Genomic DNA, 15,452 nt, shown 5'->3' with positions numbered 1-15,452 from the left:
ACGAGAAATTGGGAGGTCCTTGTTGACTAAAGAGCAACGATGAGACGGGCTTGGGCCGGCCTGCCCGGAAAAGGGCGTGTTCGGCACCAGCGATCGCGTGATGGGCGGGCTGTTGACCCCAAGACAACAATCGCCGAGAAAAACTCGGTTGTCCGGTTCACTCCATTTGGCCTAGGCCCGCAGATGCAGCTTCGGGCCCTGGGCTGCCACGATTCCCCAAAGGAGACGGGAGAAATTTGATGCGCGTTGCCTTTCTCGACGATTTTCATTGCGCCTATCACGAGACGGCCGGCGTCCGGCGTCTGCGCGAACGGGCCGAAGTCGAGATTCTGACCAAGCCCTTTGACGAAGCCTCTGCGCTCCGCGGCTTCGACGCGCTGGTCGCGACGCGCGAACGAACGCGCTTCACGAAGGAGCTTCTCGAGCAATTGCCGGATGTGAGGATCATCGCCCAGACGGGCAATCATGCCTATCACGTCGATCTCGCCGCGGCAGAGCAGCGCGGCATTGTCATCGGCAAGGCGACGGGAGGTTTCTGCACCGCCGCCGGCGAGCTCGCCATCGGATTGATGATCTCGATCATGCGTCAGATCCCTTCTGTGGATCATGCCGTGAAGGCGGGAGGATGGCCGACACCAATGACGCGGGTTCTACGCGGCAAAACGCTCGGTATCGTGGGCCTTGGAAATATCGGCAAATACGTCGCCCGGGTTACGAACGCATTCGACATGAAGGTTCTGGCCTGGGGGAGCCGACTGACAGCTGAAACCGCGGCGCAGCATGGCGTAGAACGTCGCGAGCTCAATGACCTGATGCGCTCTTCCGACGTTATCTCGATCCACGCAACGCTCAGCCCCGACTCGCGGGGCCTGATCGATTCGGCGAGGCTCTCGCTAATGAAGCCAACCGCATATCTGATCAATACGGCGCGCGGCGCTATCGTCGACGAGAAGGCACTATATCACGCGCTTGCCGATGGTCGCATTGCCGGCGCCGCTCTCGACGTTTTTGATGAGGAGCCCTTGCCGGCCGCCCACCCATTGAGGCGCCTTTCCAATGTTGTCCTCACCTCGCATCTCGGCTGGCCAACGGACGAAATGTACGGGCAATTTGCAGACGCAGCTGCCGACGTTCTCCTTGGGTACCTTGACGGGAAGGACGTGCCGCGTTTCGTGCCACAGCACTGAACAGCGTGCCGGCTCGGTCCACTGGTGATCGAGCCGGCAGGGCCAATGGCGGCAATCGCCGGCTATGATCGCCCTGTCCCGGTGCCCCTTTTCGCGCTGGCCCTCTGCCGCGACTTGGCCCCGTCAGGCGCCGGCTCTCTCCAGTTTCGAACCAGATCCAAAAGACCGGGAAAGCACCGGTTCAGGTCTTCAATGCGCAGACGGCTGCGCCGTTCAAGACCGTATTGACGCTGCCGGATCAAGCCAGCCTCGCGCAGCGCCTTGAAATGATGCGTCAACGAGGATTTCGGCCTGCCAAGGCCAAACCAGTTGCACGTGTGATCGTAGGCCTCCGATTCCAGCAGAAGCTTGCGAACGATTGCCAGACGGAGCGGATCCGAGAGCGCGCCCATAATCGATTCCAGTCGCATCTCCTTGGCGGCAGGCTCCGGCAGAGGCTCGGGAAGATCATCCACGCGTGCGCATCCTCATGCAGTTTTGACGAACCGATATGAACGATCCTCTACACCGCTGTACGAGATTTGTCGAACTGTGGTATGTACGATAAAACTCGTACAGGAGGTAGGCATGACGACTTGCGAAATCGGTAGCCCTTCAGGCGCAGAAAACTTGGAGCAGCGCCCGTGGCGCATGTGGAGCGCGGCCTGGGTGGTCACCGCCGTGTTCGTCCTGTCGAATTCGGCGACGCCGCTTTACGTCTATTGGCAGCGGGAGATCGGGTTCTCTTCCGGCACTTTAACGGTGATCTTTGCGGCCTACATCTTGGGTCTGCTAGTGACGCTGTCGCTGGCCGGTCAGCTGTCTGACCGCTATGGCCGAAAGCCGGTTCTGTTGCCCGGCCTCGCGGCAGCCATTCTGGCATGTGTACTTTTCGCTACCGCGACGACGGTCGCCGCTCTGCTCTTCGCCCGCTTCCTGTCGGGCGTCGCTGTCGGGGTTGTCGTATCGGCAGGCATGGCCTCCGTTGTGGACTTTGGCGGCCCGAATCGTCGGAGGTTGGCGTCGCTGATCGCCTCAGTAGCCATGGTTCTTGGTGCCGGCTTGGGCCCCCTACTGGCGGGCTCACTAGCGGTGCACCTATCGGAGCCCGTAGTTCCGATCTTTGCCGCAGAACTGATCGTATTGGCGTGCACCGGCCTTTTGGTCCTTGCTCTGCCGCAGAAACGGTTCGATCGCGAGCGCAACGACGGCTGGCATTTGCGTTTTCCGAGCGTGCCACGCCCCAACCAGCGACAAATCGCAGTCGGCGTTGCTGTCTTTGGGCCTGGCATCACGGCAACTTCCTTCGTGTTGTCGCTGGGACCATCGCTTCTTTCGAAGCTGCTCCATGTCACGAGTCCGCTTGTGGCGGGAGGAACGGCTTGTGCCATGTTCTTGACCGCAACGGGCATTCAGTTCGCAGTCAGGCATCTATCGATTCGCAGGACCTTGCTAATTGGCGCGGCCGCGACGGTCATGTCCATGATCAGCATCGCCGTTGCGGTCGACGCATCGCTTGCCGGTTTCTTGATTCTTGCTGCCTTGCTCGCCGGCGCGGGCCAAGGTCTTGGTCAACTCGGGGGTCTTTCGCTGATCGGACTGCATGTGCCGGCGCACCGCCGAGCGGAGGCGAACGCGGTCATGAATGTTGGCGGATACATACCTGCCGGACTACTTCCAGTATTGACGGGCTGTCTGATCGATTTCACGGGACTTGCATCTGGCGCGACTATTTTTGCCGCCGCGCTCGGCCTCGTCGCTACAGCTGGAGCGACCTTCGTCCAAGTTCGCCTGAGGGAGTAAGAGCGTTTTCCATCTAAGCTGACTAGTCGCGTGCTGGCGATCGCCACTAGCCGGAGCTGCCGCCGCCATTGGGCGTGGGATATCGCAAGAAATCGTGGATTGGCGCACAGAATTGTGGCGCTTGGTGAGCGGCAGTACACAACATCGCTGGTCTATTATTTCGAAGCTCTGATTTCTTGTTGGAGGGAAGCGGCACAGCTGAAGTGTGCCCTGCGTCCGGTGGTCGTATTGGGTGCCGACTTCCCCACAACGCTCGATCATCTTTTGTCGACTGTACTCCGCCAGGCGACGCATGCGTTGCTTGTTCGTCTGATATCTTTTGACACTGCGCTTGCGCACCATCATCCGCGCAATCCACGAAAGAATCGCAAGGACAAAGTTCGGTCTGATTATTAGCAGGGCATGCTCCGCTACAAGCCAACGCATGGCGATAAGAGGAACTCCTGACGCCGCCCACGGCGACACGTAGCCAGGCGAAATTTCGCCGGCGTTGGCATAGCTCGTTTCGAGCGCCGCCCCCCCCCGCTGACGATCTACAACTACGACCTGATGACCCACCTCAGATAGGTAATAGGCCGAGACAACGCCTATAACATCGGCCCCAACTGTGATCTTCATTCCACACGGCCACTTCCGAAACGACCGCTCAGCGAAGCGCGTCTAGATAGATGGTGTTCTTTACGGTCGAGAAGACCCGATGAACCATCGGCTCGAAAGCTGTCAACGGCATGGATTGAAAGTTCGGATTGAACACCGCTTGATCGCATCTTTTGCAGAACTTGGCAGTTTCGGCGAACATCGGATGGCCGCGGTAGGACTCGCGCATAATTCCTGTCCAAGCCAACTTTATCTAAGAAAAAGTAGCCTTGGAAAATGGCATATTACTCAATTAGCCAGTGATTCCCTGAGGAAACGAAGGGCTTGAGAATGACGACTGCGAGATCGGCATGGTTTGCTCCGGCCAACCCGCCGCCTGCCGCGAAAAAGCTAAGCACCGATTGGGTACGTCCCGGTCCACCGTACAAGACAGGCTGGCCGGTCGAAATGCAACCTTTAGCTGCTGCACCGTTCCGGTAATCATTACTCTCCGTCAACCACCGCACGGATACGCTCGGCCGGATTAGCAACTTTTGGATCAATTCTAGAGACTATTCGCCCGTCATGGTCGACCAGGATAATCGTCGGGACGTCATGCACGCCAAAGGCCCGAAAGAGCCGCCCCGAGCCGTCGAGGGTCAACGGGATGCCGATTTCCGACTCCTTGCGGTAGTCCGCGAGATCCTTCTCGCTCGCCCAGAGCCCGGACGCAATGCCGAGCCAGCGCAGTCCTCTCTGTTGCGAGAGCTGATTGACTGCGAGGCGCCCTCGTCGGCATGCCTCAGCTGTTTGTGGGTTGCTTTTGGCGAGATAGGACTCGCACCATGGCGAGAAGAAGAGAATCGCACGAAGATCACGCCCCGCGAGGGGACCGACAACGGGAAATGTCCCCGCAGCAGTCTCTACTGATTTCAGGCCATAGGGCTTGTCGCCAACTCCGAAAGTCGGATCAGACTCCAGCGTCTGCACAGCCGACCCACCGCCCTCCTGCTTCAAAGCCGCCGCGAATGCCTGTTGAAGCGTTGCGTCCTCCAGATGCCCCACATAAAGAATTCGACCATCGCGGCCGATCACCACATGTTGCGGTGTTACCCGTAAATTGAGCGCAGCCGTCAGCCTCCCGTCGTCGATCACGATCGGCATGCGAAGACCGTACCTCTGTCGATAGCGCCGCACGCCCTCCAACGTCTCGTTGAAGCCTGTGTTGATCGCGACGACCGTGGCCTTGTCCTTGAGCGCCTCATAGTCTCGCGCAAAAGCGAGCATTTGCTCTCGGCAAGGTACACACCAGGTCGCCCAAAACTTCAGATAGACGGGCTGTTTGCCATATAGTTCAGCAAGATCGATTGTGTCGCCGTCTATGGTTTTTAATTTAACGGCAGGAGCGATCTGACCGAGAAGCGCCCGGCCCGCGTTTTCCGCACGTCCCTGTCCACTTTCTGGATCAGGTATTGCGGTTGCCGCTTCCACCTCACTTTCAGAAGCGAAAGCAAGTTCGACGCATTGGCGCGCACAGCAGAGAACAATGGCGAGAATCATCACAACTGGCAGTAGCCGCATCAACTCGCTCCTCATTCCAGTCAAGTGAGCACAAGCGGTAAGTCGACGGCGGACAATTTACGAGAGCCAAGCACTGACAACTCAAGTGGTCCAGCTCAGGTATAATGCCGGCGATTGCTCGGGTGGGACCGCCGCCGTACCGCGTGCAACGGATATCGCAGTGATACTCAGCGCAACACGCAGACAAGTGGTCTTGGGGTCATAAGACTGGTAGCGCCGTAGAAAGATGAAAGAACCGCCGACCGCAAAAGCGATCGGTGGCCGAGTCTCGGGACGATATTCGCTTGATAGATCGCGAAATTACGCACTGCGATCAATGACGATCAGCGTTGCATCAAATCGGCCGGCACTACACCCTTCTCGATGCAAACTCGCTGATAGGCCTCCAGCTTGGACTGTCCGGTTTCGCGTCGCAGAACCGCCCGGCTGTCGTCGAGGTACTCAACGTCCCCACGCACGACGAACAGACTGACCAGCGGCACGTCACCTTCGACCGACCACGTATCAACGTTGCCTTCCGGTTCGAACGTGTATTCGCCCGGACCAACGAGTGCCCCCCCTGGCCCGAGGCGCCGGTGCCCCGCCAACACGAAGCCGTGCACCTCGCCAGTGTGGCGGTGCAGAGGGACGACGGAACCAGGCTCCAGGCGGAGTACGCTAATCCAACCCTTGTCCTTGAAGACGCCGAGCAACTGGGACGAAACTCCAGGCGAAACGGGGTTCCATGGTGTTGAAATCAGGCGCGATGACAGCTCTTTCAGATCCGACATACATTTCTCCGTTTGACGATCAGTGCGCGGAGCTTGCTACCGACTAGCGGCATGGAGAAGATCCAACCTCGCGCGATTTTGGAAGACCAAGCTGCTCGTGTTTTTCGTCGCGGCCAAAATCCTGCCTGCTTGGGGCCGACGCTCCTCCGGTCGCCTTCGTGAGTTTTTCGACTAAATGCGCTGCGAGCAACACGCCTGAGCCTGTCACGTTCGAGTTGGAGAGGTGTCACCATCTCTAAACGGAGACGCTGCCTAAAGCTTCCGCTGGCCTACGCGACGGCTGTTTGGCTGCTAGCAGACAACAACAGAAGGGTAAGAGCGCGACAGTTTGCCTATCGCCGGTCTGTTCAGCGTTGACATATGCGCTACCCACCCGCCACGCGGCTCGAACACGGCGGAGCAGTGCTCATGACGAATGCATGCAAATCTAGAGCCAATTAGACAATCAGCTGGGGGCGCCACCGAAGGAGCGCGATTCACCTGATGCCTCCGGTCCACTCTGCTTGGCGAGCATGTCGTCTGACCTATTTGGAGCATATCCAGCACCAAACTCGGCTAGGAGACCGCACAGCTTGCCAGACGCCGCCTGAAGACAACTTTGACCAAGCCGTCCATAACCTACGACGAAGCCGGTCGTGCCTGCCTGTCGAGGATCGACAAAGTATCGGCTCAAGGGGACGATATTCAGCCCGATGCGAGAGGCTTCGACGGTGAATAGATCCTCATCGATCACTTCGTGTGCGACCGCGAAATGAAGACCGACTTCTTCCGACGGCAAAATCTTGAGATTCTGGCCGCCTCCCCGCTCAACGGCCGCAAGCAAGGACGCTCGACGCTCTCCGTAGGAGCGACGCATCCCTCTAAGATGGCGGACGAGGTGACCTTCTAGAATAAAGGACGCTAACGTGTCCTGGGCAAGGACTGGACTATGTCGATCCGAGATTCCCTTGAATCGAACGAGAGCTTCCCGTGCCCAGCCCGGGGTCACGATGAAACCCAACCTGATCGCCGGAAACAATGACTTGGAGAACGTTCCGACATAGAGCACGTGCCTACCACCTGCGTCATCGAGGCGATCAAGCATCTGCAAAGCATCCAGGGGACGTCCCGAGAACCTGAACTCGCTATCATAATCATCCTCAACCACGATCGCCCCAGTGCGACGAGCCCAGCTAAGCAACTGGCTTCTGCGTCGCAACGACATTGCCGCGCCAAGAGGAAATTGGTGCGAAGGCGTCACGAACACGATCCGCGCGTCCTCCGGCAACTCATCAACGACGATCCCCTCCGAGTCAACGCGGACCGATCGCATTTCCGCACCGGCCGCGGCGAACGCAGCACGTGCTGGCGGATAGCCAGGGTCCTCGAACGCGACGACTCCACCTGGGGTCACGAACGTTCGCGCAATCAGGTCAAAAGCTTGCTGAGCCCCGTTGGTGACAACGAGATCATCTGCGGCACAAACGACGGCACGGGTATGAGCAATGTGACTTGTGATGGCTTGCCGAAGCTCAATTCGCCCCTCCGGGTCCATATACTCGGCCGGTGTCTTCGAGAGACCACGCAGCGCCCGCGCAGAGAGCCTCCTCCAGACGTCAAACGGAAATTCCGACTTATCCGAAAGGCCGGGCCGAAGATCGAACGGATGATTGGAAGTACCCGTCCCTTTCAGGATCGCCGCAGCCGCATCATCTATCCTACTCGGCGGCGGAGATAGACGCTTCTGGCCCGGGAGGGGCTTCCCAATTCTTTCGTTTCCGGTGATCCGCGCATGATGCGCGACAAATGTGCCTGCGCCGGCGCGCGCGACGAGATAACCTTCGCTCAGCAGCAGGTCGTAGGCGGCCACGGCCGTGTTGCGCGAAATTCCCAACGATCTCGCGAGCTTTCGCGACGGCGGCATGCGGGCATCTTGCTCCAGACGCCCGTCAAGGATCGCGGATTTCAGGGCGCCATAAAGCGCGCGGAGCCTCGCACGTGGCGGTAATTCGATGGCGAAACCGAAAAGTGGCACGTCTTCCGACGTCATATTGTCTGCCCAAGTAGCAAAACTCAGCCTGTTCTTATCGTCGAATTGGCGTCCCAAACAGAGCCAGTAATTACCAATTTGACCGGTCCAATTCATCAACTAGGTCGTTGCGAGCACCAGCACCAACTGCGCCTGTCCGAATTCCGATGACTACCGATCCAGATGACCGAGCCAGCCTTCTCCTGTTTCGGAACACTTGTTGAGACGCAGGCGGTCGGCAATAGGACTATTCGCTCTCGGTCGATGCGTGAGGCCTTCGACCCTTTGCGCTCGGGCCTCAGCAGCGATGCCAAAAATAATGTCCCGAGCTAAGAAAGCTCTTCGGTCAGGAAGTCAACAAATACGCGCGCTATAGTGGAAACATAGCGTATCGAGGGTTACACCGCGTACACCGTGGACGTCGCGGATTTCCGATTGCCCAGCACCGTCCTCAGCCGGCCCGATCTAACGAACTCCGCTACATACGGAAGCGGCAGCCTTTGTCCGTGCCAATGTCAATGCCGCCGCAATCTCGGATCGCAATCCGACCGGGGCATGACGCTGGAACAGCGCGTGGCGATGCCTTCGAGCTGCCCAACGTCCCCGGCCCAACAACTCCGCAAATAAATCGCGATTAGTTCATCGGCGGATCGAGCAGACTATCCACTCATTGAAATTGATAGGACATTGCCAACGTCCGGAGGCACCATTCCATTTAGCACTTCGTGGTATGTGCGCTCCACCGCCGACTTGCCGAATTTGCGGTCGATGTTGAGCCACGGTGTTACGTACTCTACGAACGATCCATATTCGTACGTAAATCGCTGCCAATACCCCTCAACGCCCAGTTTGCTGCGAAGCGAAACCATGTGCGCCGGAGTCGAAAAGAGCTGCGGGGTCGGTCCAGGAAGCATCTCTTGTTCATTCGTAACGGAATTCCAATGCGTGAACCCAGCGAGGCAGCTATAGACGAGACTGCTCTTCAATCTGTGATGAACTTGAGCAAGCAATTTTTGGTTTCCGCTAATATCAACGAAGATTGTTGGGCGGTCGGCCGGAAGATCTCCGATCATGTCGTATGAATAGACACGATCATATCGACCACGTTCCGATACGATCTCAACGTTTGGTGCAGACGTCATACCCCAGATTTCGATTTTCGACGAGCGATCTTTCGCCAACAGATGGCAGAGCCCGAGCGCCGCCTTGCTCGACGCACTCGAGATGACAATTCGCGCCGCACCGAAGTATCGTTCCGACAACAAGTAGAGCGCACAACAGAAGGACAAACTGAAGACCGGTCTCAATACAACATATGCATTCGTACCCATGTGATGGTAGCGATCTTCTCGATCGATGAGGACATAGTCCTGATAGATTGCGGCTAGCTCCCGCCGATGTGGCGTATCGTCCACAACACGAGCACGGTCTTGAACCGTCGGCGTCATTGTCAGGTGGGTCGCCATGGGAAAGAAGCCATAGAGCTTCTCACCGGAGCGAATTCTTGAGTTGCGGGAGGCGACAACTTGGCCGACCCCCCATACGGGAATGCTTCCCCAACCATCGGCCGTCGGAAAAAAGCGCCAATATGGAATGGTGGTCGTCTTCACAGTGGCTTCACCGAGACGCGCGTAAGTCACATTGTTCGAGGTCAACGAGAATTTGGAAATCTCGATTAGGACTTGATTGGTCTCCAGCCGCGAGGCGCCTGGCACACCATCATCATTCCATCGCCACCGACGAAGATCACTCTTCGAAACCTCGAAGCTGCTGAAGCCGGCTGCAGATGCGGTCTCGGCGTCCATGTATATCCTCCATCGTCCTCAGTCGCGGCTGATCGTTCAAGGTCTGGAAGATACGCGTGCGCGATCGACCTGGAAAATGATCGTTATGGATGGATATCCATGAATCCAGGCTATCGATTGCCTGGCAGAGCGATCGAGGGAAGAAATGTTATGTGGCAGTCCGAGTCGCAGCGTCAATGATTTGCGTTCGCAGCCAACTATTCGCAGGATCGGCCTCAAAATTCGAATGCCAATAGAGAAATGCGCCGAAATGCGGTAGTCGCAACGGAAATCGCAAAACTTGAACCGGCAGCAATTCACCCAGTATCCGGGCAGTCGGCTCAGTCATTGAGCAGAGTAGATCAGTGTGGCAAACGATCCGAGCTGCTGCGAAGTAATGTTGGCATCGAAGCCGAACTTTCCTCCGATGACCGAGATGACTTAGTTCGACATCTTCGATCGATTGGCCTTTTCGCCGGGAGGTCACGACGACGTGTTGCTCGGCCAGATAGGCCTTCAGGCTCAATCGGCGCTGTAGGCGCTGATGCTTCTTGCTCGCAAGAACGCAGAGCCTGGGGTCCATAATCTGATGATATCGAACCTCGGCGGACAAAGGCAACCGCACGTCGATCGCGACATCGACTACGCCGGCAGCCAGTTCCGCTTCCAGCTGTCGCCGGTTGACTTTGACAATGGAAAATTCAACGTGCGGTGCGAGGCGGCGCACTTTGGCGATCAATTCGGGGAGTAGCGAGATCTCGAGAATATCGCGCATTCCGATGGTAAATTTGAACCTCGCTATGGCCGGATCAAATCGGCCGGCACCGTCCATTGTGGCGTGCAATTCGTGGATCGACTGGCGCACGCTTGAAACGATACGCCGCGCCAAAGGCGTTGGCGTTATGGCACGCCCATTGCGAACAAAGAGCGGGTCGCCGAACGAGTCGCGAAGCCTGCTGAGAGCGTGGCTCACGGCGGGCTGAGTAAGGTTTAATCGTTTGGCAGCGGGGGTAACGCCTCCCTCTGTGTAGATGGCATCGAATATCAGAAACAAGTTTAGATCTATCTTGGATCGATCCATTTTGGCCTGACCTCATTGACGCGTCGCAAAGTGAGCGAGAAAGGATCGGCTGGTCAAGCTTGAGATGGTTGCACAAGCCTATAGAACCTCGCACGGCCCCTCCGGTGCACCCAGCCGACCGCGGCCCAATGCTTTCGGCGTGTGGGGCGGATCTCCGTTATCCGCCGCAGATCCCGATCAGGTCCACAGGTACTTCGAGCCCCCTACTCGAAAAACTCGATGCCGTCGGGGTCGGGCTCGCAGGGTTCGAGTTGGGTAATGATATCGATTCCGCGATGTTCAATGCGGATTTCAGCGTGCCGGCCGAGAATCCCGCCCGATCCAAAGAGTTCACCCTCGAGGCCCTTTCGAACAACCCGGAAGCCCGATAGGTCGCTAAGGGTTATCTGCAATATCTCAAGCTGCTCGAGGGTGAACAAGGACGTCCCCGCGCGCTAGAAGTTGAACCAACATGCACCGATTGTCAGCTCAGGCCGGGTGTTCAACGAAGCTCCGCAGGCACCGCGAACCGCGCGGCTCCGACGCAGTCGGCACTGCCGCAACGCTGGATTTCATGCGCGCCAACGGCCTCGATGAACTGGTCGACGCCAACGGCGTCCACACCTACCCCTGGACAAATGATCCGGGAAGTTCGATCGCAGCAGCGGGGGCACCCGACCGATTACAGAAGTACGTTCTCGCGGAATGCCAGCCAAAAGCTCGCCGAACCGGCAAGCCCTGCTGGATCACTGAGTGGGGCTTTCCCAATCGCGACACGGTCCGTCCACCTGACGAAACCAGCCAGATCACTCTGGTCAATGAGACGCAGATAAATTTGCGATCCTATGTCGCCAACGGGCGAGTTCTCGGCCTGCTCTATTATGCGTGGCCCGATAGCCGCGAAGGCTTTGCGATCCATCGCAGCGATCATTTGACAAACACCGGGCGTTTGGCGCTGACGCCGTTTTAATTGATGGCATATGCAGTTCTAGCCCACCGCAACATATTCCGCCGCCACACGAAATTGGTGGTCATCGCGACAAAGCGGACGTGGCGTTCGTCGCTTCATGCCGACGATTTTATCGGTACACGGCCTAGAGGACGTCGAATACGACCTTAAACAATTTCGTAGCTCCGATATGATGCGCTTATCATCGCACAGAAGCGTGTGAGGACACAATTCGGACGACCAGACCATGAAACGTCAGGGCCGAGTTACTGAAGCGCAACCGCGTTTACCCACGCTCGCTAAGCTTGCGATACCGCATGACGCCCGAATTTGGCTGATCATTCACTCAAGATGCTCCAGCCATGTGACGGGACTGCAATTTCGGTCGTCGTGCCCCTCCGCGACGCGACGCTATTGCCGGCAATGCAATTGACACTTGCGTCGACGACGCGCGTGATGTGCGCATCAGCCAGGTTCAATACGACCCACAGCCGATGCTCGTCGTGAAACACCATGAAGAGAAGACTCGTGCTTTGCAGTTCAAGCACCTTGCTGCGCGCGCGATGCAGCCAAGGGTTCCGCCGTCGCAAGGCGACTAGCTGCTGATGGAGACGGAGGGTATCCCGATCGCAGGACTGAGGGTCGGGCGGTGTTGCCGGAAACAACGGACGAATAGCATCGTCTCCACCGGCTCGATGCTCCTTGACCCCGCGATAGCCCAATTCGTCGCCCGCATAGACGGAAGGCAATCCGCCCACAGTCATCAGGATGACGAGCGCATGCGCAAGATGTAGTTCATCTTGAAGCTGACTTGCAATACGTGTCACATCGTGATTGCCGATGAATGTCTGCGGCGCGAACGTCTCGAGCATACCGTTGTGACGCTTTAGCGCCCAGGCGAGCTCGAACAGGTTGCGATCGTTCAGAGAGCTCCAAACGGCTTTCCAGAGCTCATACTGAGTGACAGAATCCAGCCCAGCCTCACGGACAAAGCCGGCATAATCCCCGTGGATTACTTCGCCGAAGATGTAAGCATCGGGATAGCCGGCGCGAACCTGCGGCAGCACTTTCCGCCAGAACGCGGCTGGCACCGCGTAGGCCGCGTCTAGCCGCCAACCGCTGACGCCACGCGCCAGCCAATGAACCATGATTCGCGTGACGTAGTCGACCACCTCAGGCTCGTCGTGGTTGAGCTTCACCAGATGGCGGTGGCCTTCGAACGTCGCATAGTCCGGCGGCCCACCGGAGCCGTCGCCCGAGGGCCATGTCAGCCGGAACCACCGGGCCTCTCGCGACGTCGCGCCGCCGGCGAGGGCGCGCCGGAAGATCGGAAACTCGTGACCGACGTGGTTGAAGACGCCATCGAGGACGATCCGTAAGCCGCGGCGGCGCGCGGCGTCGACGAACGCCTCGAGATCCGCGTCATCCCCGAGGCGCGGATCGATGCGGAAGTAATCGACCGTGTCATACCCATGCGTGGAAGACGCAAAGACGGGGCCGAGCAAGATTCCGGACGCGCCGAGGGTTATGACGTGGTCGAGCCACGCAGTCAGGTGGCTGAACCGATGGGTGACGCCGTCAAAGGCGTGCGCCTCGCGTTCCGCCCCGACAAAGCCGAGCGGGTAGACGTGCCACCAGATTGCATGCTCGATCCAGCTTCCCATGGCCTCACCAATCGCCCCGTTTCATGGTCTCGAACGTATCGACGACTTCTCCACCGCCAAGTTACGATTGCTCCACATTGCGCCGCGCGGTGATTTCCACGGATATGAAAATGCGCTTGGGCGCACCGCACGCAAGTTCGCCCAAGGGAGTAAGAGCACTCTCAAACAATCCACAGCATAGATAATAAATTGACTGGCCGCGCGCTAGCCACCACCGGTCGCGAGAGGACCGCCCCCGATGGGCGTGGGATATCGTAGAAAATCGTAGATTGGCGCGCAGGATCGTGGCGCTTGGCAGAGAGCGGGCGATTCACACGTTTCCCCTTCGCCCTCGGAACTCTTCATCGTCATTCGGACGCTAGGACACTCCGGAGAGCTATGCCGCGGTCGAGGAATTCGATGGTCTCGCCGCGTTGCGCGGGACCCGAGACGGAGATGCGCGCCGCGCGCCTCGGTCATCGAGGTATCGCGCGCAGGAAGCCACATACTTGCCGCCAGTTGTGCCATGATCCAGCCGGCGAGCAACACGGCATGCTCCACCTTCGCCTTGTTGCGCGGCTATACGTCTTGGCCAGGATCACCCCCGTCCCGTGGCGCCGCGCTAGGTCCCGGTAGGTCCGGGTGATGCGGCTCGTAGAGGTCGTCGCCTGCGCGGTCGCACCGCATGTCAACGCACTGGAGACGATCTTCGATCGGCTTCCACGGCCGGAATGACGCGTTACCGGCCTGATCAAGATCGCTGGCCCCTTTGAGTTCATCGACAAGCTCTCCGGTCCGATGCTCGCCACGCTTGAACGGACTGGGCCTGCGCCCGAAGTTCCTATCCGGCGGTGGCGACGAGCGCCTTGGCAAACTCACCGCTGGCGATCTCGATTTCGCTATCTTCACAACTGGCGCACGTGACCTGCCTGCCGCGACCGCGCGCCTTCACCGCGAGCGCTTCGTGCTAGTCGCAACGCGTCGACGGGCCGAGCCGTTGCGCGCAAGCGCCGAGACAGCCATCCGCGAAGGCGCGATGCCGATACTCGCCTATGCCCATAGCCTGCCGATCTTCAGGCGCTATTGGAGCGAGGTGTTCGGCCGTGAATCGACTTTCCAAGCAACGCTCGTCATGCCGGACCTTCGAGCGCTGATTGCGGCCGCGGCAGCGGGAACCGACGCAAGAGTCGTGCCGGACTATTGCCTGGCGGAAATTGCGGACGGCCGGCTCGTTCAGCACGATCACAATCCCCCCCTTCCGCCACTGATATCGAGCCCGCATGGCGGCAGTGAGGCCGACACATCCGCGGATCCTGATGATGCGCGACCTCCTCCTACGGATCGTGAATAGGCCGTATCCTTTAGATTTCCGGTTCGGTCACACCAACTCAACCCGGATGTTTTGCCGCCCACCGACCATTTTGGGTGCGCCCACCGTAGCCATAGGCATCACCATTGGTCGCGTGGACATGTACGTAGCACTCCTCATGCAGCGGCCCCAGCAAAGCTTGCATTCCCTCGTAAGCCGCTTTCACGAACGCTGTCGTGTCCTCTTTCGTATTCGTGCCTGCCGTGATTGTGATTTCGAGCCAGAATGCCGACAATCCAGCGTCGGTCGGGCGCTTGCCTGCGATAAGCCAGCTTTGCGGATCGGCTGGCTCGACGAGAACGGCGGTTACGTCGGGGTCCTTCCCGAGTTTCTCCGCGCCGAGGCGTGCAGCCAGCTCCGCTATTTGCGGACGCAGCTCAAGGCCTGCCTTCGGTGTCACATAGCGAATGATAATCATCGGCATCGAAAGTCTCCTTGTTGTAAGCTCTCATCTCTCATGGCGCCGTCGACTGGCGGGATTGCCGTTCGATATCGGTCGATCGATGCCGGCTGACGTCCGGCGTCCTAGGGCTTCATGGTGCGAGACGTTGGCATTGAAGCGAGCCAGTCACCGCAGCAGCCCGAACTCGACAGCATGCACCAACCCTCAAGAACGATGTACGCCGCCAGCGAACGAGTTCAGGGCGAATAGCAGAGATCTCGACTCCATCGATCTCGCTCGTTGGGCGACCATGAGTCTTGGCAACTCTCTGTCATCGCAAGGTCTCGAGCAGGAGGCGAAG

Annotated in this window: 14 protein-coding genes and 1 pseudogene; 4 read left to right on the top strand and 11 right to left on the bottom strand. The window is 58.5% G+C overall.

Features of this window, described 5'->3' with window-relative positions; translation table 11 throughout:
- Window positions 1–239 precede the first annotated feature (239 nt).
- Entirely contained in the window at window positions 240–1,187 is a 948-nt protein-coding gene (locus tag BI327_RS14835; protein ID WP_076861106.1) for a D-2-hydroxyacid dehydrogenase family protein, read from the top strand.
- A gap of 62 nt (window positions 1,188–1,249) precedes the next feature.
- Here the strand turns inward: BI327_RS14835 and BI327_RS14830 are convergent, their stop codons facing one another.
- Window positions 1,250–1,642, bottom strand: a complete 393-nt coding sequence (locus tag BI327_RS14830; protein ID WP_076861104.1) for an ArsR/SmtB family transcription factor — start codon at window positions 1,640–1,642, stop codon at window positions 1,250–1,252.
- Between the two features lie 112 nt (window positions 1,643–1,754).
- Between BI327_RS14830 and BI327_RS14825 the strand changes: the two genes are divergently transcribed.
- Window positions 1,755–2,969 (top strand): MFS transporter, encoded by a 1,215-nt coding sequence (locus tag BI327_RS14825; RefSeq protein WP_083742137.1) that lies wholly within the window; start codon window positions 1,755–1,757, stop codon window positions 2,967–2,969.
- A 189-nt stretch (window positions 2,970–3,158) separates the two neighbouring features.
- Here BI327_RS14825 and BI327_RS42955 read toward each other — a convergent pair.
- The 8 genes and pseudogenes from BI327_RS42955 to BI327_RS14785 form a co-directional block, all read right to left on the bottom strand.
- Window positions 3,159–3,587: pseudogene (locus BI327_RS42955) on the bottom strand (FAD-dependent oxidoreductase); the annotation flags it as partial.
- Between the two features lie 28 nt (window positions 3,588–3,615).
- Window positions 3,616–3,795, bottom strand: a complete 180-nt coding sequence (locus tag BI327_RS14815; protein ID WP_076861100.1) for a hypothetical protein — start codon at window positions 3,793–3,795, stop codon at window positions 3,616–3,618.
- Window positions 3,796–4,049: 254 nt separating this feature from the next.
- Window positions 4,050–5,126, bottom strand: coding sequence for a redoxin domain-containing protein (locus BI327_RS14810; RefSeq protein ID WP_210191209.1), 1,077 nt, complete (start codon window positions 5,124–5,126; stop codon window positions 4,050–4,052).
- A 323-nt stretch (window positions 5,127–5,449) separates the two neighbouring features.
- Window positions 5,450–5,896, bottom strand: coding sequence for a cupin domain-containing protein (locus BI327_RS14805; protein ID WP_076861099.1), 447 nt, complete (start codon window positions 5,894–5,896; stop codon window positions 5,450–5,452).
- A gap of 445 nt (window positions 5,897–6,341) precedes the next feature.
- Window positions 6,342–8,021: a MocR-like pyridoxine biosynthesis transcription factor PdxR gene (gene pdxR / locus BI327_RS14800; RefSeq protein ID WP_210191208.1), complete on the bottom strand. Its 1,680-nt coding sequence runs from the start codon at window positions 8,019–8,021 to the stop codon at window positions 6,342–6,344.
- A gap of 542 nt (window positions 8,022–8,563) precedes the next feature.
- Window positions 8,564–9,709, bottom strand: coding sequence for a DUF2855 family protein (locus tag BI327_RS14795; RefSeq protein WP_076861095.1), 1,146 nt, complete (start codon window positions 9,707–9,709; stop codon window positions 8,564–8,566).
- Window positions 9,710–9,857: 148 nt separating this feature from the next.
- Window positions 9,858–10,742, bottom strand: coding sequence for a LysR family transcriptional regulator (locus BI327_RS14790; protein ID WP_210191207.1), 885 nt, complete (start codon window positions 10,740–10,742; stop codon window positions 9,858–9,860).
- Between the two features lie 230 nt (window positions 10,743–10,972).
- Entirely contained in the window at window positions 10,973–11,188 is a 216-nt protein-coding gene (locus BI327_RS14785) for a hypothetical protein (RefSeq protein ID WP_076861091.1), read from the bottom strand.
- A gap of 32 nt (window positions 11,189–11,220) precedes the next feature.
- Here BI327_RS14785 and BI327_RS41635 point away from each other — a divergent pair, with 32 nt between their 5' ends.
- The gene (locus tag BI327_RS41635) at window positions 11,221–11,718 is read left to right on the top strand and encodes a hypothetical protein (protein ID WP_143271603.1); all 498 of its coding nucleotides are present in this window, start codon (window positions 11,221–11,223) and stop codon (window positions 11,716–11,718) included.
- A 317-nt stretch (window positions 11,719–12,035) separates the two neighbouring features.
- Here BI327_RS41635 and BI327_RS14775 read toward each other — a convergent pair whose 3' ends face one another.
- Window positions 12,036–13,361, bottom strand: a complete 1,326-nt coding sequence (locus BI327_RS14775) for an alpha-amylase family protein (RefSeq protein WP_076861087.1) — start codon at window positions 13,359–13,361, stop codon at window positions 12,036–12,038.
- Window positions 13,362–14,151: 790 nt separating this feature from the next.
- Here BI327_RS14775 and BI327_RS14770 point away from each other — a divergent pair.
- Window positions 14,152–14,691: a LysR substrate-binding domain-containing protein gene (locus tag BI327_RS14770; protein WP_076861086.1), complete on the top strand. Its 540-nt coding sequence runs from the start codon at window positions 14,152–14,154 to the stop codon at window positions 14,689–14,691.
- Between the two features lie 37 nt (window positions 14,692–14,728).
- Here the strand turns inward: BI327_RS14770 and BI327_RS14765 are convergent, their stop codons facing one another.
- Entirely contained in the window at window positions 14,729–15,133 is a 405-nt protein-coding gene (locus BI327_RS14765; protein WP_076861084.1) for a tautomerase family protein, read from the bottom strand.
- Between the last annotated feature and the right edge of the window lie 319 nt (window positions 15,134–15,452).

Origin of the sequence: Bradyrhizobium mercantei (genome assembly GCF_001982635.1) — a bacterium.
In the GTDB taxonomy this organism is placed as follows: Bacteria; Pseudomonadota; Alphaproteobacteria; order Rhizobiales; family Xanthobacteraceae; genus Bradyrhizobium; species Bradyrhizobium mercantei.
This window is presented reverse-complemented; position numbering and strand designations above follow the sequence as displayed.

Coding starts and splice junctions, on each gene's coding strand:
- BI327_RS14835 (WP_076861106.1), top strand. CDS start 240: ATGCGCGTTGCCTTTCTCGACGATTTTCATTGCGCCTATCACGAGACG.
- BI327_RS14825 (WP_083742137.1), top strand. CDS start 1,755: ATGACGACTTGCGAAATCGGTAGCCCTTCAGGCGCAGAAAACTTGGAG.
- BI327_RS14815 (WP_076861100.1), bottom strand. CDS start 3,795: ATGCGCGAGTCCTACCGCGGCCATCCGATGTTCGCCGAAACTGCCAAG.
- BI327_RS14810 (WP_210191209.1), bottom strand. CDS start 5,126: ATGCGGCTACTGCCAGTTGTGATGATTCTCGCCATTGTTCTCTGCTGT.
- BI327_RS14805 (WP_076861099.1), bottom strand. CDS start 5,896: ATGTCGGATCTGAAAGAGCTGTCATCGCGCCTGATTTCAACACCATGG.
- pdxR (WP_210191208.1), bottom strand. CDS start 8,021: ATGAATTGGACCGGTCAAATTGGTAATTACTGGCTCTGTTTGGGACGC.
- BI327_RS14795 (WP_076861095.1), bottom strand. CDS start 9,709: ATGGACGCCGAGACCGCATCTGCAGCCGGCTTCAGCAGCTTCGAGGTT.
- BI327_RS41635 (WP_143271603.1), top strand. CDS start 11,221: ATGCACCGATTGTCAGCTCAGGCCGGGTGTTCAACGAAGCTCCGCAGG.
- BI327_RS14775 (WP_076861087.1), bottom strand. CDS start 13,361: ATGGGAAGCTGGATCGAGCATGCAATCTGGTGGCACGTCTACCCGCTC.
- BI327_RS14765 (WP_076861084.1), bottom strand. CDS start 15,133: ATGCCGATGATTATCATTCGCTATGTGACACCGAAGGCAGGCCTTGAG.